Raw genomic sequence first — 17,558 nt, 5'->3', positions numbered from 1 at the left:
AATGGATACGATTCTCATACTAACCATTCTCGTCGTGGTATTTGCATTGGCGTTCGACTTCATTAATGGTTTTCACGATACAGCCAACGCGATCGCTACTTCGGTATCGACACGCGCTTTGAAACCTCGGACTGCGATTATGCTAGCCGCCACGATGAACTTTGTCGGTGCGCTGACATTCACAGGTGTGGCGAAGACCATCACGAAAGATATCGTCGATCCATTCTTATTAGAAAATGGTTCTCTCGTTATTTTAGCAGCACTCGTTTCCGCGATTATCTGGAACTTAGTCACGTGGTATTTCGGAATTCCTTCTAGCTCTTCGCATGCACTGATCGGATCTATTGCCGGCTCAGCGATTGCAGCAGCCGGATTTGGTATTCTGAATTACAGCGGATTCATTAAAATCATTCAAGCACTGTTACTGTCCCCTATCATTGCACTCGTCGGCGGATTTCTTGTCATGACCATCTTACGTACGGTATTAAAGAACCGTAATTTATTTAAAGCAAACCGTCGTATCCGCTACATGCAAATCGGAACGGCTGCGATTCAATCCTTTACACACGGTACGAATGACGCGCAAAAGGCGATGGGGATTATTACGATGGCTTTGATCGCGGCAGAATTGCAGACCACCGATGATATCCAGTTATGGGTACGGATTGCAGCGGCGACTGCGATGGGAATCGGGACGTCAATCGGCGGGTATAAGATTATTAAAACCGTTGGCGGCAAGATTATGAAAATCCGTCCGATTCACGGGATTGCGTCTGATTTGAACTCTGCAGTCATTATTTTCGGTGCCACACTTCTTCATTTGCCTGTCAGCACGACGCATGTCATCTCTTCTTCTATTATGGGAGTCGGGTCAGCGCAACGCTTAAAAGGTGTGAAATGGGGAGTCGCACAAAAGATTGTTTTGACGTGGATTATCACGATGCCGATCTCCGCTTTAATGGCCGGGGTCGTCTATAAAATATTCACACTTTTCCTATAATCAAAGTAAAAAGGCAAACAGTGAATCTAGTAAGGGAATCCTTCAACTTGCTTTATCTCCCTTTTCTTGTTATGATAAAGAAGAATTATTTTTGTTCGACGCTGGTCTACGATTTTATCTCGACCGTTTTTGAGAAATTGAGCAAGGATAGTAATACAATGTGTACACGAGTGTGCACGAGGAGGAAACAAACATGGAACAAGGTAAAGTAAAATGGTTTAACGCAGAAAAAGGTTATGGCTTCATCGAACGTGAAGATGGCGACGACGTATTCGTACACTTCTCAGCTATCCAAGGTGACGGATTCAAAACTCTTGAAGAAGGTCAAGACGTGTCTTTCGAGATCGAACAAGGACAACGCGGACTTCAAGCTACTAACGTAACTAAAAACTAATTTAACTATACAAACCACTTCCTTTTAGGGAGTGGTTTTTTTGTGCGTTTCTTTCCATATTTTCGCAACATCTTCTGGCACTTCGTTGCTATGATAAACATAGAAATGAATTTACATGATTTCACACATCGTTTGAGGAGGAATGGCCTTGCAGAGATTCGGGAAGTTTGTGACGCAATCGTATAAATGGATTTTCATGTTTTGGATTTTGCTATTTGGTGTTATGACCTATTTCGCCATTCAATTGCCTAGTTTGCTTGCAGGAGACGGCTTCCGTGTAGATGGCGAGCATGAACACGTCATGAAAATCGTCTCGGAAGACTTCGGTTTGCCTGCCGAGTCATTATTTTTAGTATTTGACGGAAAGTCCGATGCAGAAATCGATGCATCACTTGATCAGCTAGAAAAGCTCGGTGTCATGTCCGATATCGTATCTCCTCTTGTGGAAAAAGAACAGTATACAAAAGATTTATCCTATGCCTTGTTGCAATTTGATACGGCACCTGACGATATGCCGCAAGTCGTCGAGGATATACGCGACGAAATCGGGGGTCAAGCTGGCGTAACACTCACTGGTGGAGGGGCATTTGAACACGATGTCAATCAAGCGAGCCAACGAGACTTGATGACAGCGGAAGCGATCGGTTTACCGATTGCGATCGTCGTGTTGTTGTTTGCATTTGGAACAATCGTTGCCTCTTTCGTTCCATTAATTGTCGGCATCGGCACCGTCGTCTCCACTCTCGGAATTTTGGCGTTGCTTGGCAACACGGTTGACCTATCCATTTTCGTACTGAATATCGTGCCGATGCTCGGTCTCGCTCTGTCCATAGACTTTGCGTTGTTGTTCATTAGTCGGTATCGAGAAGAACTTAAGAAACGTAGCGTCGAGGAATCGATCATCATGACGATCCGTACTGCTGGCCGTTCCATTATATTCTCTGCGGTTTGTGTGTTTATTGGACTCGGTGCGATGCTGCTCATTAAGGTGGATATTTTCATGAATATTGCACTTGGCGGCATGATTGTCGTTGGAATGGCAGTCGTTTCATCACTTACTTTATTGCCTTCCGTCTTGTTGATGCTCGGTGAACGTATTCACAAGGGACGTTTGCTGAAAGAACGTAACGAAGATGCGAACGGTTGGAGAAAGTTTGCGAACGCTGTTATCAAACGTCCGGTAACCATTGCGATCGTAGCATTTGTGTTACTCGCAATTGCGGTTATTCCGGTGAAGAACATGGAATTGACGATTCCGCAGATCGACTCGTTACCGAAAAACTTTGATACACGGGTAGCATTTGAACAAATGGAAGATACATTTGGTTTAGGTGACGAGAGTACCGTGTTCCTCATTGCTGAACGGGATGGTAGCTGGAAAACGACTGAAGGTCTGGCGGATATGATTACGTTGCAAGATCAATTGACGAATGATCCGGTAGTTAAAGAAGTTTCGACCGTCTTTACGCTCAGTGGGATAGATACTGTAAAGGAATGGGAGCAAACGCTGCGTATTCCGCAAATGTACGATCAACTCAATCCCGTGCTGAAGAACTTCACGGACAGCGGCAACCGATTATTTATCCCCGTTACGTTGGGCGCTGCCGGTAGCTCAAATGAAGCACAAGACTGGATTCGTGATTGGTCAGAGAAAGATACTGGCTTCAACATCTTGCTAGGCGGTGAACCGCGTTTCAATCAGGAAATCTTCGATGAAATAGCGGATCACATCGTATACGTATTATTAATTATCATCGTTTCAACATTCTTCATCCTAATGTTCGCGTTCCGTTCATTAGTCATTCCGGTGAAAGCAATCCTAATGAATATTCTTGGGTTATCGGCAACGTTCGGTATACTCGTGTATATATTCCAGTACGGTCATTTCGGATTAAATCCTGGTACCGTAGCGCTCATCATCCCAGTTATCGTCTTCAGTCTCGTGTTCGGCTTGAGTATGGACTATGAAGTGTTCTTGATCTCACGGATGCAAGAAGAGTTTGCACAGTCATTCGATAATGACAAATCTACGGTCGAAGGACTTGCGACGACTAGTAAAGTCATCACGTCGGCCGCGCTCATCATGATCGTGCTTACAGGCGCCTTCGCGTTTACAGATGTAATGCCCGTCAAGCAAATTGGAGTAGGAATCGCGGTCGCTGTTGCGATTGATGCGACAATTATCCGACTGTTGCTAGTACCTAGTTTGATGAAACTGTTTGGTAAGTGGAACTGGTGGTTGCCATTTGGCAAAGGATTATACCGTTCCAACAGCCAGAAATATAGCGCAAAATAAAAACAGCCTGTCGGGAATAGAATTCCTGACAGGCTATTTTTATTGCCAGCCGAATGTACCGATCTCGGTATACGACTGATTGTCCATCGACTGATGATTTTTCTGTGTGGGATTATTTTTAAACGTAGCCTGAACCATCAATACGACGCCCACTACCGCTACAATCAACACCACAACAAGCCAAATCGCGACTGTCTTACCCTTCATTCGATATCACCCCTGTTGCCGTTATTTCGTTTTGACGGAAAAGCCTTCTTCTTTCAAATAGCTTGCCGCCTCGCCATAATCGCCAAAGCCCTCTTCCAAGTTCGCTTCGTGATAGACGTTAAAGAAGCCGTCTTCCTCAAGAAGTGTCAACATCTGGCCATTCGAGTTCTGCCATGTTTCTGCGATCGGATCTGCTTCTTGTACCTCAGTCGCCAATCCTTCAACCGCTGCGCGGATCACTGCACGGAATTCATCCGCAGAGTAATCACGTACGTTAACTAGACCGCGGTCATCCGCTTCATAGCCTTCTACGTCTGCCACATAGACAAATGCATTACCATTCGGATGCAAGTGCTGCACGACGACTGTTTTATCATACAAAGACTCTTCATAATGATAGTTCAAGCGCTTCATCGATACTTCTTTCTTCACTAACTCTGGGAACTCTTCTATAATCTGCTGTTTCTCTTCAAATGTTAACATGTTTTTCCTTCTTTCTAATGAAATTCAGTGCTCATCTTGTTCTCCATTCCGTAATCAGGACAAACAATATGACGACCGCAAATGCGACAATATAAAACCAGGAAGGTATACTGCTCAAACCACCGAACATGCCATCCACTCCTTCCAGACTTTCCATTCTTTTTTTAGTATACCCTTTTTCCTGCTACTCTGGCGGATAATTTTCAACAATTAATAGTTACCGCTGTATTGCCGAGGTACAAACAGAGTATAATGTGAAAGAGGAGTGAGTTTCTTATGATAAAACGCCTGTTTCAGTTACTCTTTCTCGCAGTACTCCTCTACGCATTCAAGCCCTTCTGGGAAGGTCCCGTATCAGAATACGTGGACTTATCGTTTCTCGACCCAGTTGACGCCAAAGTAGAAACTGTACTGAACGAGGAAGTAGTTGGATCTGCGCTTGACTATACAAAACAATCGATCACCGATTTAATTACATTCGTTTCCGACAAAGCCGTCGGAAGCAGCCCCCCGGATGAAGTCGCCCAACCCGTGCTTGATGCACCTGCAACGGGCATTATTTCCATCCACAATATTGAAATTGGCACACCAGAAGCACAAGTGAAAGAAAAGCTCGGTGATCCGCAACGGAAATCCGTCAATGAATATGGCACGGAATGGCTGACATTCCATGATAACTACCAGAATTTCGTCATGTTGTCGTATGATATTAAACGTCGAGTCAACGCCATCTACACGAACGACCGTCTCATCGCTTCATCTATCGGCATTGAATACGGTGTGCCGAAAGAAACAATACGTGAAGGACTGGGTGAACCGATTACGGAAATACGTAAAGGTACCAATATTTATAAGTTGCAGGACGATGAAGGCATGGATGTTTTTCATTCCGACGGTCTTTATATGTACGTTTTTTATGATCTTCATAAAGAAAATACCGTCACCGCGGTTCAATTGATCGCGAATTCGCTAGAGTCAGGTAAATCTGCGCTCTACGCACCACAAAACGATGCTATGCGCCAAGGCTTCGAGATGCAATTATTTGATTTGACGAACGCGGCCAGAGTGCGCCACGGTCGCTCTATTTTAACATGGGATCAACTGGCATCTGACACTGCCCGTCTGCATAGTACTGATATGGCAGTGCAAGATTACTTCAGTCATGAAAACCTGCAAGGCGAATCCCCTTTCGATCGCATGAAAAAACAAGGCCTTAAGTTCGTTAGTGCGGGTGAAAATCTAGCATATGGTCAGTCTAGCAGTATTTTTGCACATGAAGGGCTGATGAATTCCAAAGGTCACCGGGAAAACATATTAATCCGTGACTATCAGTTCCTTGGGATCGGTGTGGATTTCAATGACAAAGAACAGCCATTTTATACGGAAAACTTCTTCGCCAAGTAAGGGGATTTCCTTTCATTACGGCAAGTTATCCAGTAAAATAGAGACAAGGGCTTTGGTCAACCCAAGACCTTCATTACAGCATTAAAGGAGAATTTCAATTGAAAAAATTTGCTGCATTTTTCCTAGCCGCGACGTTGATTTTGTCGCCGATTGGGAACATCATCTTCCAAGATGAAATTACGGCCGAAGCTCGTGGCTATAAGTCTGGTAAGAAGAGTTTCAGTACACCTAACCGTGTGCAACCGAATAAAGCAGAAAAGAAACAAGATACCAATCAAAGCAATGATAAAGCAACGGCAGGCAAAACAGCTAAGAAGCCAGGCGGTATGGGTGGCGGCTTGATGAAAGGTCTATTCGTTGGTGGACTAGCGGGTCTACTATTCGGTAGCTTGTTTGCAAATATGGGTATGCTTGGATCCATCATGGGCTTGCTGATCAACGTGTTAGCGATTGTCTTCATCATTTACATGGTTCGGAAGATTTTCGCGATCTTCAAAGAGAAAGAGCGTAAGCGCAATGAGGATATGAATCAATGGAACAACAGATAATCTACGAACAAGACGTAGTGAATGCGGTGTGTGTATTGATTGCAAAAGAGTCACGTGCAATGCCAGACGACGTGGAAGTCGAACTTGCCTACGATGACGACACTGGGTTTTCAGCAGATGCGGAGCTTAACGGCAAGATGCATCATTTGGATACCTCTCGTCTAGTCGAGGCGCTTCGCCTTTGGATCGAGCAGTATCTCGATCAGGATCCGATGGCAGCAGGCATTCAGCTGAAGCTGGATGATGAAGAAGGGATTATCGCGGTAGTGCGATAATCAACAGAACGCCCCTTTCCGGGAGGGCGTTCTTTTTTTGTGTTCAATTGGGTGAATTGGAGAGGCTGGCGGTGGGATTTGGGGTGGTGATTGGTGCTTCGGAGGGGACGCGTGTCCTATGGGTGGGCGGTGAACCACACCCCCTTCGCTCGCTGGGTTTTTCACCTGTCAAAGCAAAGATGTGCTCCTAACGCTACGCTTTTACTCGCAAAAGCCGTTCTTCGTTACGGCTCTTCCCGCAGGATCAGCTCGAAAGGAGAGACAACCAAAAGGGAGCAAAGCGACCTGGTTGGCTCACCGAGAGCCCATGGGAAAGCGTCCGCCAACTGGAGCTTCCATCCCCACGTACTCACTAAGTAACTCACTCTTCCCAAGTACTTGCACTTGCACTTGCACTTGCACTTAAACAAGTCCATACAACATAAAAAAGATGCCCCAAAACCCCGGGACATCCTACTTGCTTATCACTTCATATTCTCAGACGTAATCTCAGCACAAGCAAATGGTGTTCCTGAGTCGCCCGCTGGATCCGTTACGTTATCATCCGGACCTTCATGGATAACTAACGCAGTACCATCCTCATCAATCAAAGAATTATCCATACCTGATTCAAGCGTAACTGCATCTGTCGTTATCGTAACTTTTGCATTTCCGTCTTCATCCGCCACTAAATTCTCCAAATCACCTGCGTGGTGTCCATCGGGATTTTCCAAACCATGCTTTTTATCCGTCGGGTTAAAGTGACCGCCTGCAGACTCTTTAAAGTCTGGCGCTGTACAAACGCCCGTTTCATGGAAGTGCATGCCGTGTTCGCCTGGCTCAAGGCCTGTTACGTCCACATCCATTGCTACTCCGGACGGTCCTTGCGTCAGCGTCACCGTACCGATCTCTTCCCCATCTACATTCATGACCGGCGCCATCACTTCTGGCTCAGCCATTTCCTCTTCTTCCACGACAGGATCACCACTGCCATTCACCGGCTCCTTTTCCTCATCTGCCCCGCCACCGCAAGCTGCCATGAGTAATGCGGAGCCCAACACTACACTTGATAGTTTCCACATAATTAAATTCCTCCTAATGTAAGTTTTATATCGTCCCGTTCATTGCCACTTGGATAATGAACTCATAGTGTGTAGTGTACCCACTTTTACAGCTTTCTAACATTTTATTGCGGGTGCCTATGAGCGGATAACGTGCCCGATAGAGCGACCAACCATGTGGATAGAGCGCTTGCGGGACTTGATAGAGCACTTAACCCAGTGAATAGAGCACACAACCACGAACTATGAGCGCTCAAACGATTCTATGAGCGCCAGCCAGCCTGCCTGCCAGCCTACCTACCAACCCACCCCTCTCCCCAAGAGACCCAATCCCAATCCCCCAACTCACACAACCAACTAGCCAAATAAAAAAACACTCCAAGGAATCATCCCCAGAGTGCCTAAACTGCAAATCAATCTTCAATCAACGGGTATACGCCGTCTTCATCATGTGTTTCCGTTCCGACGAGTGGTGGGTTAAAGACACAAATCAAGCGCATATCTTCTTTACCGCCACGTAAATAATGGTCATCGTGTTCATTCAACGCATACATCGTACCGTTTTTAATCGGGTACACTTTGCCGTCCGCAATCGTTTCAATTTCTCCATCACCCGCTACGCAGTATACTGCTTCGAGGTGGTTTTGATAATGGATATGTGTTTCCGTTCCAGCGTAGATAATCGTTTCGTGGAACGAGAAGCCCATATTGTCTTTCTTCAGCAAGAATCGACGACTTGCCCATGTTTCTGCCTTTGTTTCATTTTCACTACCAATAATTTCATCCAATGTACGTACAATCAATGCGTATTCTCTCCTTTAGTTCTGCACAATTTCTTCAATCGCTTCTTCTAGAATATCGAATCCTTGGTCGATTCCTTTTTCGTCCATGATCAATGAACCGAGGAATTTGACGACTTCGCCTTCAGGACCCGATGTTTCAATGATCAAACCTTTTTCAAATGCTTTGGCACAGATTTTATCCGCATAGTCTTCCTTGCCTTCACCGCAGACGATTCCTTGCATGAAGCCGCGACCACGTGTTGTAGCTTTTAATTGTGGGTAATCTTCAACGATGGTTTCCATGCGCTTCGTAATGAGCTTGGATTTTTCTTGTACCGATTTAGCGAATTCATCTGTTTCCCAATACGATAGAGCTTCTGTCGCTGTCAAGATTGCCATATTGTTACCGCGGAATGTTCCGTTATGCTCGGCTGGGCCGAATACGTCATATTGCGGTTTGATTAGCGTAAGTGCTAACGGTAGACCGTAGCCCCCTATGGATTTTGACAAGCACACGATGTCAGGCTTAATGCCAGCTGGTTCGAAACTGAAGAACGTACCAGTTCGTCCGCAACCCGCTTGTACATCGTCGACAATTAGTAGAATATCGTGTCTTCTGCAGAGGCGTTCAATTTCACGCAACCAGTCAAAGCTTGCAGGATTGATGCCGCCTTCGCCTTGTACCGTTTCGACAATCATAGCTGCCGGTAGATCCAAGCCACTGCTTGCATCGGCTAAATACTTTTTCAGGAAGTTCAATGATTGACCTTCTTCTAAAAATGTATCAAACGGCATAGAAGTCGTATTGTTAAGCGGTACGCCGGCTCCACCGCGATTGTAGGAATTTCCAGTTACGGACAACGCACCGAGTGTCATACCGTGGAAACCGTTCGTAAAGCTCACAATATTTTGGCGTCCCGTTACTTTGCGGGCGATTTTTAGTGCACTTTCGACTGTATTCGTCCCGGTAGGTCCAGGAAACATCACTTTATAGTCCATGTTTCTTGGCTGCAAGATCACTTCGTTAAATCGTTCAAGAAATTCTTTTCGGACCGTCGTTGCCATATCCAGACTATGTGAAATTCCATCGTCTTGAATATATTCAATCAGCTTTTCTTTCATCTTATCGTTATTGTGGCCGTAGTTTAAAGCACCTGCGCCGGCGAAGAAATCGATATATTCTTTACCTTCGGTGTCCCACATCTTATAGCCTTTTGCTTTGTTGAATACTGTTGGGAAACTTCTGCTGTAACTTCTCACTTGCGACTCCTGATTTTCGAATACTTCCATTATCTGCTGACTTTTTGTCAGTACCATGTGTAATTAATTCCTCCGTTAGATTCTGTATTTTCCAGTGTCATGTTGCGGCAATCGGCTTGTTTCTCAGAATGGTCCAATGCGGAACAGTTCTTCTGATTCATGCCCGCCACCAGGGAATTGATCTTTCGTATAGCCATCCGTAATCGTGCATTCCGTCTCCAAATCACGTGCTAAGCCTGTAAATAACTTAGTGGACGCCTCATTAGATGGTGTGACGGTCGCTTCTAGATAGCGAATATTCCGACATGCATCACTTTGCAAAATCGAATGCAGCATACGCGAAGCTATGCGCTTACCACGTACTGATTCATCGACTGCGACTTGCCAAATAAACAATGTATCTTGCGCTTTTGGTTGAATAAAGCCTGAAATGAAGCCTACAAGCTTTCCGTGATCTTCTACGATAATACTCGTGTCACTGAATTGGTCTGCCCACAGCAAATAGCTATAGGAAGAGTTTAAATCTAGTACGTTCGTATCTTTAATGAGCTGCCAGATGAACTTTCCATCGTCTACAGTCGGAATACGAAATGAATACGGATCGTTCGGATCTAGCCCTGCAATCGAAACTTTGTGTTTTTTGTCCAAACAGTTTCTCCTCCAAGTTCTCTTACATGTAGTTGTTCAAGTATTCATCATCTGTCAATTTCTAAGATGTGCGCTTCGTTACCCGAGAACACGATCTACTTACAATACGTTCGTCGAATAGTCATCAATGTGAGGTTTTACGGACCGAGCACATACACTCGGCAGATTCTCGTTATGAATCTAGCGGATATAGCAAGGGTACTTACGTAGAAAAGCCAAAATGGAGATTCGTGCTGGCTACTATGGGTGCTATCTTTCTGCCTTGCGGTATGAAGAGCAAAAAAGAGCGCCTTTACAAAAGCGGGGAGCTTTTGTTCATGGAAACAGCAGATATATTAAAAATTCGCTGATATGAAAGACACTTTCATTATCTAAAATTTACTACCATACGCATTCATCCAACCAACGTTCCCACACTGGTGAAGAAGCAAACTATGTGTCGCCTGTGACACTGGTTGCTATTATAGGAAACTCTGAAAACGTTGTCAATAGTAAATATATCATTTTATTTATTTGATTAAAAAGTAAAGCTCGACTAAGCCAGTCAGCGTATAGCCTGAGAGAGAATATAAAAAACCGGAAACATTTTCGTTTCCGTTTGAATTTTATGAAAATAATATCTTTTCTAATTCCATTGGTGCAATATATGTATCGCCTTGATAGACGCGCATATTGCCTCCTGAAATTTCATCGATCAACATGATATTTCGCTCAGGATCGCGACCAAACTCTAATTTAATATCATATAGCTCTAAACCTTTTTCTGCCATCTCTGATCGGACTACTTCAGAAATTTGCTGAGTTAATTCTTTAAGAGTTGCGTATTCTTCATGCGTCAAAATGTGAAGTTGTGCCAAAGCATCTTCTGAAATAGGTGGATCTTGACGTTCATCATCTTTCAATGTCACTTCCACGAAAGCGTCGAGTACTTGTCCTTCTTCAGCATACGCACCGAATCTGCGCAAGAAACTTCCGACCGCACGGTATCGACAAATCACTTCTAATCCTTTACCAAAGACCGTAGCAGGCTTCACCGTCATCGTTACTTCGTCCAGATCGGCATCGATGTAATGTGTCGGTATGTTTTGCTCCGCCAATTTCTCAAAAAAGTATTGTGTCATGCGAAGTCCGGACTTTCCGGCACCATCAATTGTCAGGCCTACAGTGTTAGCACCTGGATCGAATACACCATCTTCCCCTGTTACATCATCCTTGAATTTCAATAGCACGTGGCCATCTTCCAAGCGGTAGACGTCTTTCGTTTTACCAGAATAGGTTAATTTCATCCGTACGATTCTCCTCTATTCATAAATGTTGTACTACTTATCCAGTATAAAGCACTTTGGTCAGAAGAAAAAGTCTTGTTTGACGAATCTTGACAGAGGTCAAGGCAGTGTACACAAAAATTTCTTATACTTAAGATAATAAATACAAACGAAAAGGATGAGGAAAATGAAAAAAGTCGTATTTTTAATGGAGCCATTTAGCTGCCCATCATGTGTTAAGAAAATTGAAGGTGCCCTATCCAGAGCGAAAGGCGTACAGCAAGTAAAAGTATTATTCCACTCCAGTAAAGTTCGGGTCGAGTTTGATGAATCTGTCGTAGAAGCCAATGAATTGCAGGAATTGATTGTCAAACTTGGCTATCCAGTTCTCAATCAAAAAGTCTCATAAAAAGGAGGTATTCAAATGAATGCAAAACAAACTGTGCGCATCACTTCCTTATCCGCGATGTTGCTTGGTGTAGCGATCATCTTGCACTTCGCGGGCTTTCATGACGCGCGTCAGATTACATTAATCGCTGCCACTATCATTGCGGGTACTCCGATTGCCATAAAAGCGTGGAAAGCTATTCGAATGAAAGCTTTCAGTATTGAACTCCTCGTCACGATCGCAGTCATCGGTGCCCTATTTATCGGCGAATATGTAGAATCCGCAGCAGTTACTTTCTTATTTTTATTCGGAGCGTTACTTGAAATTCGCACAATGGAGAAAACGCGGTCTTCCCTCAAAGCACTTGTCGATCTGGCCCCGCTAGAAGCGAGTGTCCTTCGGGATGGAAAACTACTGACGATTGCTGTTGATGACGTAGAAATCGGTGATCGGGTAATCGTTCGCTCAGGTGAACAAGTTCCGGTAGACGGTCCGATTGTTTCAGGAAATGCTTCTATAAATGAAGCAGCCATCACAGGAGAATCGGTACCCGCATCGAAATCACTAGATGATCAAGTATTTAGCGGTACGTTAGTAGACAATGGCTATATTGAAATAATTGCAGAACGTGTAGGTGACGATACAGCATTCGCTCGTATTATCGAGCTAGTCGAAGAAGCACAAGAAGCGAAGTCGAAAACTCAAAAATTCTTAGAGCGATTCGCCAATATTTATACACCTTCCATCGTCATCCTATCGATTATCGTCTATATATTCACACGCAATATCGAAATGACATTAACATTCCTTGTCATCGCTTGTCCTGGTGCCCTCGTCATTTCAGCTCCCGTCTCGATCGTAGCTGGAATTGGTAACGGAGCCCGTCATGGTGTGCTCATTAAAGGTGGCGACGTGATGGAGCAATTGGCGAAAATCGACACTGTCGTCTTTGATAAAACAGGTACTTTAACTAAAGGACGTCCAGAAGTTACTGACATCCATAGCTTTGGCATCGACAAAGAAGAGTTACTCCGTTTAACTGCAGAAGCTGAACTGATGTCTGAACACCATCTCGGTCAAACGATCGTTCGTGAAGCAAAAAAACGCATGATTCATTTAACACATCAAGCACAAGACGCACAAGTTATTAAAGGTAACGGACTTCTTGCTGAAGTAGATGGCCAGCAACTGGCAGCTGGTAACCGGAAGCTGATGATCTCACAAGGTATAGCTATCTCTCCAACTATAGAAGAGTATGCATCCAAGCGAGAAAAGGCAGGTAACACAGCCGTGTTCATCAGTATTGGTGGAGAAATCGCAGGTATTATTTCCATAGCGGATCAAATCCGTCCAGAAGCCGCGGCTGCCCTAGCTAAACTACGAAGAAATGGTATTAAACAAATGATTATGCTAACGGGCGACAATGTACACACTGCCCGACTCGTTGGCGAACAACTTGGTCTCGACAGCGTCTATGCAGAGCTGTTACCTGAAGACAAAGTAGCCGCTGTCCAAAAGTTGAAAGCGCAAGGACATCGAGTAGCGATGGCAGGTGACGGAATCAATGATGCGCCGGCAATCGCCACTGCAGATATCGGGCTGGCAATGGGTAAAGGCGGAACAGACATTTCCATGGAAACAGCGGATATCGTCTTGATGGCGGATCGACTAGATCAATTCGCCCACGCCTATGCATTATCGAAAGCGACTGTGAACAATATGAAGCAAAACACATTTTTCGCAGTTGGCACAGTAGTTTTATTGCTAATCGGTGTACTGCTAGGCAAAGTCTTCCTAGCATCCGGCATGCTTATCCACGAAGCAAGTGTGCTTCTTGTCATATTGAACGCCATTCGATTAATACGCTATACTAGTGACAAAGCGTCCAAACGAAATGTAAGCGAGGTGAAAGTGAATGAGTCAGCAGCCCCACAATGACACGACCGATCATCGAATGTGTGTATCACTTGTTCCACTGTTCAATCACTTGGAAAAAGATCAGATGAAGCACATTGTAGAACTTGCGCGAAGCACCCCCTACCCGCGTGGACAAATTATTTACAATGAAGGCGACCGCTCCGAAGGCTTGTATATATTGCACAAAGGACGGATCAAAATATATCGCCTATCAGAAAACGGCAAAGAGCAAATCGTACGAATACTACAACCCGGAGATTTCACAGGCGAGCTATCGTTATTTGATGCTAAACCTCATGACGCCTATGCAGAAACACTTGAACCCGTAGAACTATGTGTTATTCAACGGGACCAAATGCAGCAACTTCTACAAGAGCACCCCGCGATTTCATTGAAGATGTTGGAGGAATTCTCCTCCCGCCTTGCCCGAACGGAACAACGGGCGGCACGAATCGGTATGGAATCAGCAGAAACGCGTATTGCCCTTTACCTAGTTGACTTATCAGAAGAACAAAGACAATTGATAGTCGAACTACCAATGAGTCGCAAAGACCTAGCCTCTCACCTAGGGACGACACCTGAAACAATCAGTCGAAAATTAAGCGCTTTCGAAGAGTCTGGCTGGATTCGCCAGCCCAGTATGAAAGCAGTAGAAATTCTAGATTTGGATGCTTTATTGCTTTTGTAAAAGAAACGCTTTTCATTCTACCGTACACGTGATAGGCTAGTTCTGAAAACCAAATATTTTGACCATTAGGGGAATCCTTTACAAGGACTGAGAAAAGAGTGTGGCTCTGAAACCCTTATTACCTGAACAGGTTAGCACCTGCGGAGGGAAGTGGCGAGTCGTTACTTATGTATTTCTGTCGACATTTCTACCACTTTCCGATTCGGGAAGTGGTTTTTTCTATTGGAGGGGAATGAATGAAGTTACTTGGCGTGACTGACGACCGTCTTTCGGTGGATGAACTGACACTACATTTGCTGCACACAGCACCGTTTCTTGATGCTATTATCTTGCGGGAAAAGTCCAAGTTAGATGAACAGCTAGTAGATTTAGTTACGCGTCTTGCAAGTGCTGAATTCCCACTCGACAAGCTCATTCTTCATGCCAGACCTCACTTGGCTAGAAGACTGAAGCTTAAAAAAGTGCAACTGACTGGCTATGGTATGTCGTTACAGGATGCATATCGAGAATTCCCCGAGCTCTCTTTCGGTTGCTCGATTCATTCATTGGAAGAGGCAAAGGTAGCTATGAATGAGGGAGCAGACTGGCTATTGTACGGGCATGTTTTTGAAACGCCTTCGAAACCTGGGCTGCCAGCGCGTGGAACGGAAGAATTGTTTTCTATTGCACAGTATAGTTCGATTCCTGTGTATGCTATCGGTGGAATTCAGCCGCATCACTTACCTAATTTACAGCAAAACCACGTGGCAGGCGTCGCTGTATTATCCCCTATGCGTTCACTGAAAACTTTGCAGAGTTATAGAAAAGGAGAGGTATCTCATGGAGAAAATGATTGATCTGAACGGCAAATCGTTTCCCGTCATTCCTGAAGTAGGGACGATCCAGCAGTTACTTGAGCACTTAGGACTTGGCGATCGTATTTTGATCGTGGAGAAAAACAAGGAAATTTTGCAGAAAGATCACTACGACGCACCGATCATGGACCGAGACCAAATTGAAATCATACATTTTGTAGGAGGCGGATGAACATGTTAAAAATTGCAGATAAAGAATTCTCTTCACGTTTATTACTAGGCACGGGGAAATATCCTTCATTTGATATTCAAAAGCAAGCAGTGGCGGTATCAGAAGCAGAGATCCTGACGTTCGCAGTACGACGCATGGATATTTTTGAAGCATCGCAACCCAATTTTCTCGAACAACTTGATTTAACGCGCTATACATTGCTTCCGAATACCGCAGGCGCCAGCACAGCGGAAGAAGCCGTACATATCGCACGTCTCGCCAAAGCTTCGGGACTTTGCGACATGGTAAAGGTGGAAATCATCGGCTGTAGCCGTTCATTACTTCCTGATCCAGTGGAAACATTACGTGCGTCTGAAATGCTGTTAGAGGAAGGTTTCATTGTACTACCCTATACGTCAGACGATGTAGTACTTGCAAGAAAACTATGCGAATTAGGCGTTCACGCTATCATGCCAGGCGCTGCGCCAATCGGTTCAGGCAGAGGCATTCTGAATCCGTTGAATTTGTCATTCATCATTGAGCAGTCCAATGTACCCGTCATTATTGACGCAGGGGTCGGCTCTCCAAAAGACGCCGCTTTCGCGATGGAACTCGGCGCAGACGGTGTATTGCTGAACACAGCCGTATCGGAAGCCGCCAATCCCGTCATGATGGCAGAGGCAATGAAGCTCGCGATTGAAGCGGGACGTCTCGGTTATAAAGCTGGACGTATGCCAGTTCGTGATTATGGCGTGGCTAGCAGTCCGACTGAAGGGCTTGTGACGACTTGAGCAGTAAATATTCTCGGCAAGAACTGTTTGCACCCATCGGACCAATTGGACAACAACGTATACGCGAAGCAAAAGTTTTTGTCTTAGGAGCGGGTGCTCTTGGCTCTTCAGGAGCGGAGATGCTAGTGCGGGCAGGCGTCGGCGAACTGACCATTGTCGATCGCGATATTTTGGAATGGACTAATCTTCATAGACAGCAATTATACTCAGAACAAGATGTCATCGATCAATTACCGAAAGCAATCGCTGCGGAAAGCCGATTGCGCGTGATCAACAGCGACGTGAAAGTTCGTGGGATTGTGGCGGATGTCACGCCTGAAAATGTCCTCGAATTATTCGAAGGCCATCATTTCATTCTCGACGGCACAGATAATATCGAAACTCGATTACTCGCAAACGACGCCGCATTACAACTCGGCATCCCCTTCTTCATGGGCGCTTGCGTCGGTAGCTATGGGCTGACATTTCCTATCGGTGTAAAAGAAGGAGCGCCCTGCTTACATTGTCTGCTCGAAGCGTTGCCGCCACAGTCTTTGACATGCGATACAGTCGGCGTCATCTCGCCCATCGTCGTCACGACTGCCGCCCGTCAAACCGCAGAACTGCTGAAGTGTATCACGGGGGCAACAATGGGACCCCGTCTCGAATCCGTCGATCTCTGGACAGGCGAGCGCGCTGCCATGAACGTACAAAGCATGAAGAAACCGAATTGTCCAAGTTGCTCAGATACCCCTGTCTATCCTTACTTGTCTGCCAATGAAGTGGTTCGTACGGCTGTACTATGCGGACGCGACACGGTACAACTGACATGGCCGAAAAATCGACAAGTTGAGCTGATACCATTTGCTAATTCCATTCGCGATATTGTTTCTAATTTAAAGCAAAATCCTTATTTGGTTTCCTGCGATTATAACGACCATCGCCTCGTGTTATTCCGCGATGGTCGGATGTTGGTGCATGGGACGAAGGATATTACGGCCGCGCGGAAGATCGTGGCAGGTTTGCTTGGCTGATTGTTTGATGTCTCTTATTCTCCTTAGAGCGTTTATGTGTGGTCTATGAGCGGTTAACTTGCTGGATAGAGCGAAGAGCGAGTCACATAGAGCGGATAGCCAGTAATATAGAGCGGATAAAACGCCACATAGAGCGTTCAGCCAGTTCCATTGA

Annotated in this window: 21 protein-coding genes and 1 riboswitch; of the genes, 13 read left to right on the top strand and 8 right to left on the bottom strand. The window is 45.1% G+C overall.

Annotated elements, in window-relative coordinates:
* The first annotated feature begins 1 nt into the window (after nucleotide 1).
* The 3 genes from CSV69_RS07370 (at nucleotide 2) to CSV69_RS07360 (ending at nucleotide 3,690) form a co-directional block, all read left to right on the top strand.
* Nucleotides 2-1,000, top strand: a complete 999-nt coding sequence (locus CSV69_RS07370; protein WP_099693061.1) for an inorganic phosphate transporter — start codon at nucleotides 2-4, stop codon at nucleotides 998-1,000.
* Nucleotides 1,001-1,193: 193 nt separating this feature from the next.
* A complete protein-coding gene (locus tag CSV69_RS07365) occupies nucleotides 1,194-1,394 on the top strand; it encodes a cold-shock protein (protein ID WP_009766462.1) in 201 nt (66 codons plus the stop codon).
* Between the two features lie 142 nt (nucleotides 1,395-1,536).
* Complete coding sequence (locus CSV69_RS07360; protein ID WP_199170402.1) at nucleotides 1,537-3,690, top strand: MMPL family transporter; 2,154 nt, start codon at nucleotides 1,537-1,539, stop codon at nucleotides 3,688-3,690.
* 39 nt (nucleotides 3,691-3,729) lie between these two features.
* Here CSV69_RS07360 and CSV69_RS16790 read toward each other — a convergent pair whose 3' ends face one another.
* The 3 genes from CSV69_RS16790 to CSV69_RS17255 are packed head-to-tail and all read right to left on the bottom strand — an operon-like array spanning nucleotide 3,730 to nucleotide 4,537.
* Nucleotides 3,730-3,897: a hypothetical protein gene (locus tag CSV69_RS16790; RefSeq protein WP_157129966.1), complete on the bottom strand. Its 168-nt coding sequence runs from the start codon at nucleotides 3,895-3,897 to the stop codon at nucleotides 3,730-3,732.
* 21 nt (nucleotides 3,898-3,918) lie between these two features.
* Nucleotides 3,919-4,380, bottom strand: coding sequence for a hypothetical protein (locus CSV69_RS07355; RefSeq protein WP_085427908.1), 462 nt, complete (start codon nucleotides 4,378-4,380; stop codon nucleotides 3,919-3,921).
* 31 nt (nucleotides 4,381-4,411) lie between these two features.
* Entirely contained in the window at nucleotides 4,412-4,537 is a 126-nt protein-coding gene (locus CSV69_RS17255) for a hypothetical protein (RefSeq protein ID WP_255396860.1), read from the bottom strand.
* A 119-nt stretch (nucleotides 4,538-4,656) separates the two neighbouring features.
* Between CSV69_RS17255 and CSV69_RS07350 the strand changes: the two genes are divergently transcribed.
* From CSV69_RS07350 to CSV69_RS07340, 3 genes are all read left to right on the top strand, one after another.
* On the top strand, nucleotides 4,657-5,784 hold the full coding sequence (locus CSV69_RS07350; RefSeq protein WP_232319514.1) for a CAP domain-containing protein: 1,128 nt from the start codon (nucleotides 4,657-4,659) through the stop codon (nucleotides 5,782-5,784).
* A gap of 98 nt (nucleotides 5,785-5,882) precedes the next feature.
* Nucleotides 5,883-6,332: a hypothetical protein gene (locus tag CSV69_RS07345; RefSeq protein WP_085427907.1), complete on the top strand. Its 450-nt coding sequence runs from the start codon at nucleotides 5,883-5,885 to the stop codon at nucleotides 6,330-6,332.
* Nucleotides 6,317-6,607, top strand: coding sequence for a DUF2653 family protein (locus tag CSV69_RS07340; protein WP_085427906.1), 291 nt, complete (start codon nucleotides 6,317-6,319; stop codon nucleotides 6,605-6,607). The genes CSV69_RS07345 and CSV69_RS07340 overlap by 16 nt, the downstream gene beginning before the upstream one ends.
* Nucleotides 6,608-7,071: 464 nt before the next feature.
* Here CSV69_RS07340 and CSV69_RS07335 read toward each other — a convergent pair whose 3' ends face one another.
* The 5 genes from CSV69_RS07335 to CSV69_RS07315 all read right to left on the bottom strand — a co-directional run bounded on the left by CSV69_RS07335 (nucleotide 7,072) and on the right by CSV69_RS07315 (nucleotide 11,623).
* Nucleotides 7,072-7,668 carry a superoxide dismutase family protein gene (locus CSV69_RS07335; RefSeq protein WP_085427905.1) on the bottom strand — a complete coding sequence of 199 codons (597 nt, stop codon included), beginning with the start codon at nucleotides 7,666-7,668 and terminating at the stop codon, nucleotides 7,072-7,074.
* A gap of 392 nt (nucleotides 7,669-8,060) precedes the next feature.
* Nucleotides 8,061-8,450, bottom strand: a complete 390-nt coding sequence (locus CSV69_RS07330; RefSeq protein WP_085427904.1) for an ectoine synthase — start codon at nucleotides 8,448-8,450, stop codon at nucleotides 8,061-8,063.
* 15 nt (nucleotides 8,451-8,465) lie between these two features.
* Entirely contained in the window at nucleotides 8,466-9,746 is a 1,281-nt protein-coding gene (ectB, locus tag CSV69_RS07325) for a diaminobutyrate--2-oxoglutarate transaminase (protein ID WP_099693059.1), read from the bottom strand.
* A gap of 66 nt (nucleotides 9,747-9,812) precedes the next feature.
* A complete protein-coding gene (ectA, locus tag CSV69_RS07320) occupies nucleotides 9,813-10,337 on the bottom strand; it encodes a diaminobutyrate acetyltransferase (protein WP_085427903.1) in 525 nt (174 codons plus the stop codon).
* Nucleotides 10,338-10,942: 605 nt separating this feature from the next.
* Nucleotides 10,943-11,623 (bottom strand): phosphoribosylaminoimidazolesuccinocarboxamide synthase, encoded by a 681-nt coding sequence (locus CSV69_RS07315; protein ID WP_085427902.1) that lies wholly within the window; start codon nucleotides 11,621-11,623, stop codon nucleotides 10,943-10,945.
* Nucleotides 11,624-11,789: 166 nt separating this feature from the next.
* On the opposite strand from CSV69_RS07315, the gene CSV69_RS07310 reads away from it, so the two are divergent.
* From CSV69_RS07310 to CSV69_RS07280, 7 genes are all read left to right on the top strand, one after another.
* On the top strand, nucleotides 11,790-12,011 hold the full coding sequence (locus CSV69_RS07310; RefSeq protein ID WP_085427901.1) for a heavy-metal-associated domain-containing protein: 222 nt from the start codon (nucleotides 11,790-11,792) through the stop codon (nucleotides 12,009-12,011).
* Nucleotides 12,012-12,026: 15 nt separating this feature from the next.
* Entirely contained in the window at nucleotides 12,027-13,928 is a 1,902-nt protein-coding gene (locus CSV69_RS07305; RefSeq protein WP_099693058.1) for a heavy metal translocating P-type ATPase, read from the top strand.
* A complete protein-coding gene (locus tag CSV69_RS07300; RefSeq protein WP_085427899.1) occupies nucleotides 13,906-14,595 on the top strand; it encodes a Crp/Fnr family transcriptional regulator in 690 nt (229 codons plus the stop codon). Before CSV69_RS07305 ends, CSV69_RS07300 begins: the two co-directional genes overlap by 23 nt.
* Before the next feature lie 57 nt (nucleotides 14,596-14,652).
* Nucleotides 14,653-14,761: riboswitch (TPP riboswitch) on the top strand.
* A gap of 70 nt (nucleotides 14,762-14,831) precedes the next feature.
* Nucleotides 14,832-15,431, top strand: coding sequence for a thiamine phosphate synthase (locus tag CSV69_RS07295; protein ID WP_099693057.1), 600 nt, complete (start codon nucleotides 14,832-14,834; stop codon nucleotides 15,429-15,431).
* Entirely contained in the window at nucleotides 15,415-15,621 is a 207-nt protein-coding gene (thiS, locus tag CSV69_RS07290) for a sulfur carrier protein ThiS (RefSeq protein ID WP_085427897.1), read from the top strand. The genes CSV69_RS07295 and thiS overlap by 17 nt, the downstream gene beginning before the upstream one ends.
* Entirely contained in the window at nucleotides 15,618-16,391 is a 774-nt protein-coding gene (locus CSV69_RS07285) for a thiazole synthase (RefSeq protein ID WP_099625385.1), read from the top strand. The genes thiS and CSV69_RS07285 overlap by 4 nt, the downstream gene beginning before the upstream one ends.
* Nucleotides 16,388-17,404: a ThiF family adenylyltransferase gene (locus tag CSV69_RS07280; protein WP_099693056.1), complete on the top strand. Its 1,017-nt coding sequence runs from the start codon at nucleotides 16,388-16,390 to the stop codon at nucleotides 17,402-17,404. The genes CSV69_RS07285 and CSV69_RS07280 overlap by 4 nt, the downstream gene beginning before the upstream one ends.
* The last annotated feature ends 154 nt before the right edge of the window (nucleotides 17,405-17,558 follow it).

It is taken from the genome of Sporosarcina sp. P26b, assembly GCF_002743245.1.
Taxonomy (GTDB): Bacteria; Bacillota; Bacilli; order Bacillales_A; family Planococcaceae; genus Sporosarcina; species Sporosarcina ureae_C.
This window is presented reverse-complemented; position numbering and strand designations above follow the sequence as displayed.

Excerpts from the sequence above, each read along its gene's own strand:
- CSV69_RS07370 (WP_099693061.1), top strand. The coding sequence starts at position 2 with ATGGATACGATTCTCATACTAACCATTCTCGTCGTGGTATTTGCATTG.
- CSV69_RS07365 (WP_009766462.1), top strand. The coding sequence starts at position 1,194 with ATGGAACAAGGTAAAGTAAAATGGTTTAACGCAGAAAAAGGTTATGGC.
- CSV69_RS07360 (WP_199170402.1), top strand. The coding sequence starts at position 1,537 with ATGGCCTTGCAGAGATTCGGGAAGTTTGTGACGCAATCGTATAAATGG.
- CSV69_RS16790 (WP_157129966.1), bottom strand. The coding sequence starts at position 3,897 with ATGAAGGGTAAGACAGTCGCGATTTGGCTTGTTGTGGTGTTGATTGTA.
- CSV69_RS07355 (WP_085427908.1), bottom strand. The coding sequence starts at position 4,380 with ATGTTAACATTTGAAGAGAAACAGCAGATTATAGAAGAGTTCCCAGAG.
- CSV69_RS17255 (WP_255396860.1), bottom strand. The coding sequence starts at position 4,537 with ATGGAAAGTCTGGAAGGAGTGGATGGCATGTTCGGTGGTTTGAGCAGT.
- CSV69_RS07350 (WP_232319514.1), top strand. The coding sequence starts at position 4,657 with ATGATAAAACGCCTGTTTCAGTTACTCTTTCTCGCAGTACTCCTCTAC.
- CSV69_RS07340 (WP_085427906.1), top strand. The coding sequence starts at position 6,317 with ATGGAACAACAGATAATCTACGAACAAGACGTAGTGAATGCGGTGTGT.
- CSV69_RS07335 (WP_085427905.1), bottom strand. The coding sequence starts at position 7,668 with ATGTGGAAACTATCAAGTGTAGTGTTGGGCTCCGCATTACTCATGGCA.
- ectB (WP_099693059.1), bottom strand. The coding sequence starts at position 9,746 with ATGGTACTGACAAAAAGTCAGCAGATAATGGAAGTATTCGAAAATCAG.
- CSV69_RS07315 (WP_085427902.1), bottom strand. The coding sequence starts at position 11,623 with ATGAAATTAACCTATTCTGGTAAAACGAAAGACGTCTACCGCTTGGAA.
- CSV69_RS07310 (WP_085427901.1), top strand. The coding sequence starts at position 11,790 with ATGAAAAAAGTCGTATTTTTAATGGAGCCATTTAGCTGCCCATCATGT.
- CSV69_RS07305 (WP_099693058.1), top strand. The coding sequence starts at position 12,027 with ATGAATGCAAAACAAACTGTGCGCATCACTTCCTTATCCGCGATGTTG.
- CSV69_RS07300 (WP_085427899.1), top strand. The coding sequence starts at position 13,906 with ATGAGTCAGCAGCCCCACAATGACACGACCGATCATCGAATGTGTGTA.
- CSV69_RS07295 (WP_099693057.1), top strand. The coding sequence starts at position 14,832 with ATGAAGTTACTTGGCGTGACTGACGACCGTCTTTCGGTGGATGAACTG.
- thiS (WP_085427897.1), top strand. The coding sequence starts at position 15,415 with ATGGAGAAAATGATTGATCTGAACGGCAAATCGTTTCCCGTCATTCCT.
- CSV69_RS07285 (WP_099625385.1), top strand. The coding sequence starts at position 15,618 with ATGAACATGTTAAAAATTGCAGATAAAGAATTCTCTTCACGTTTATTA.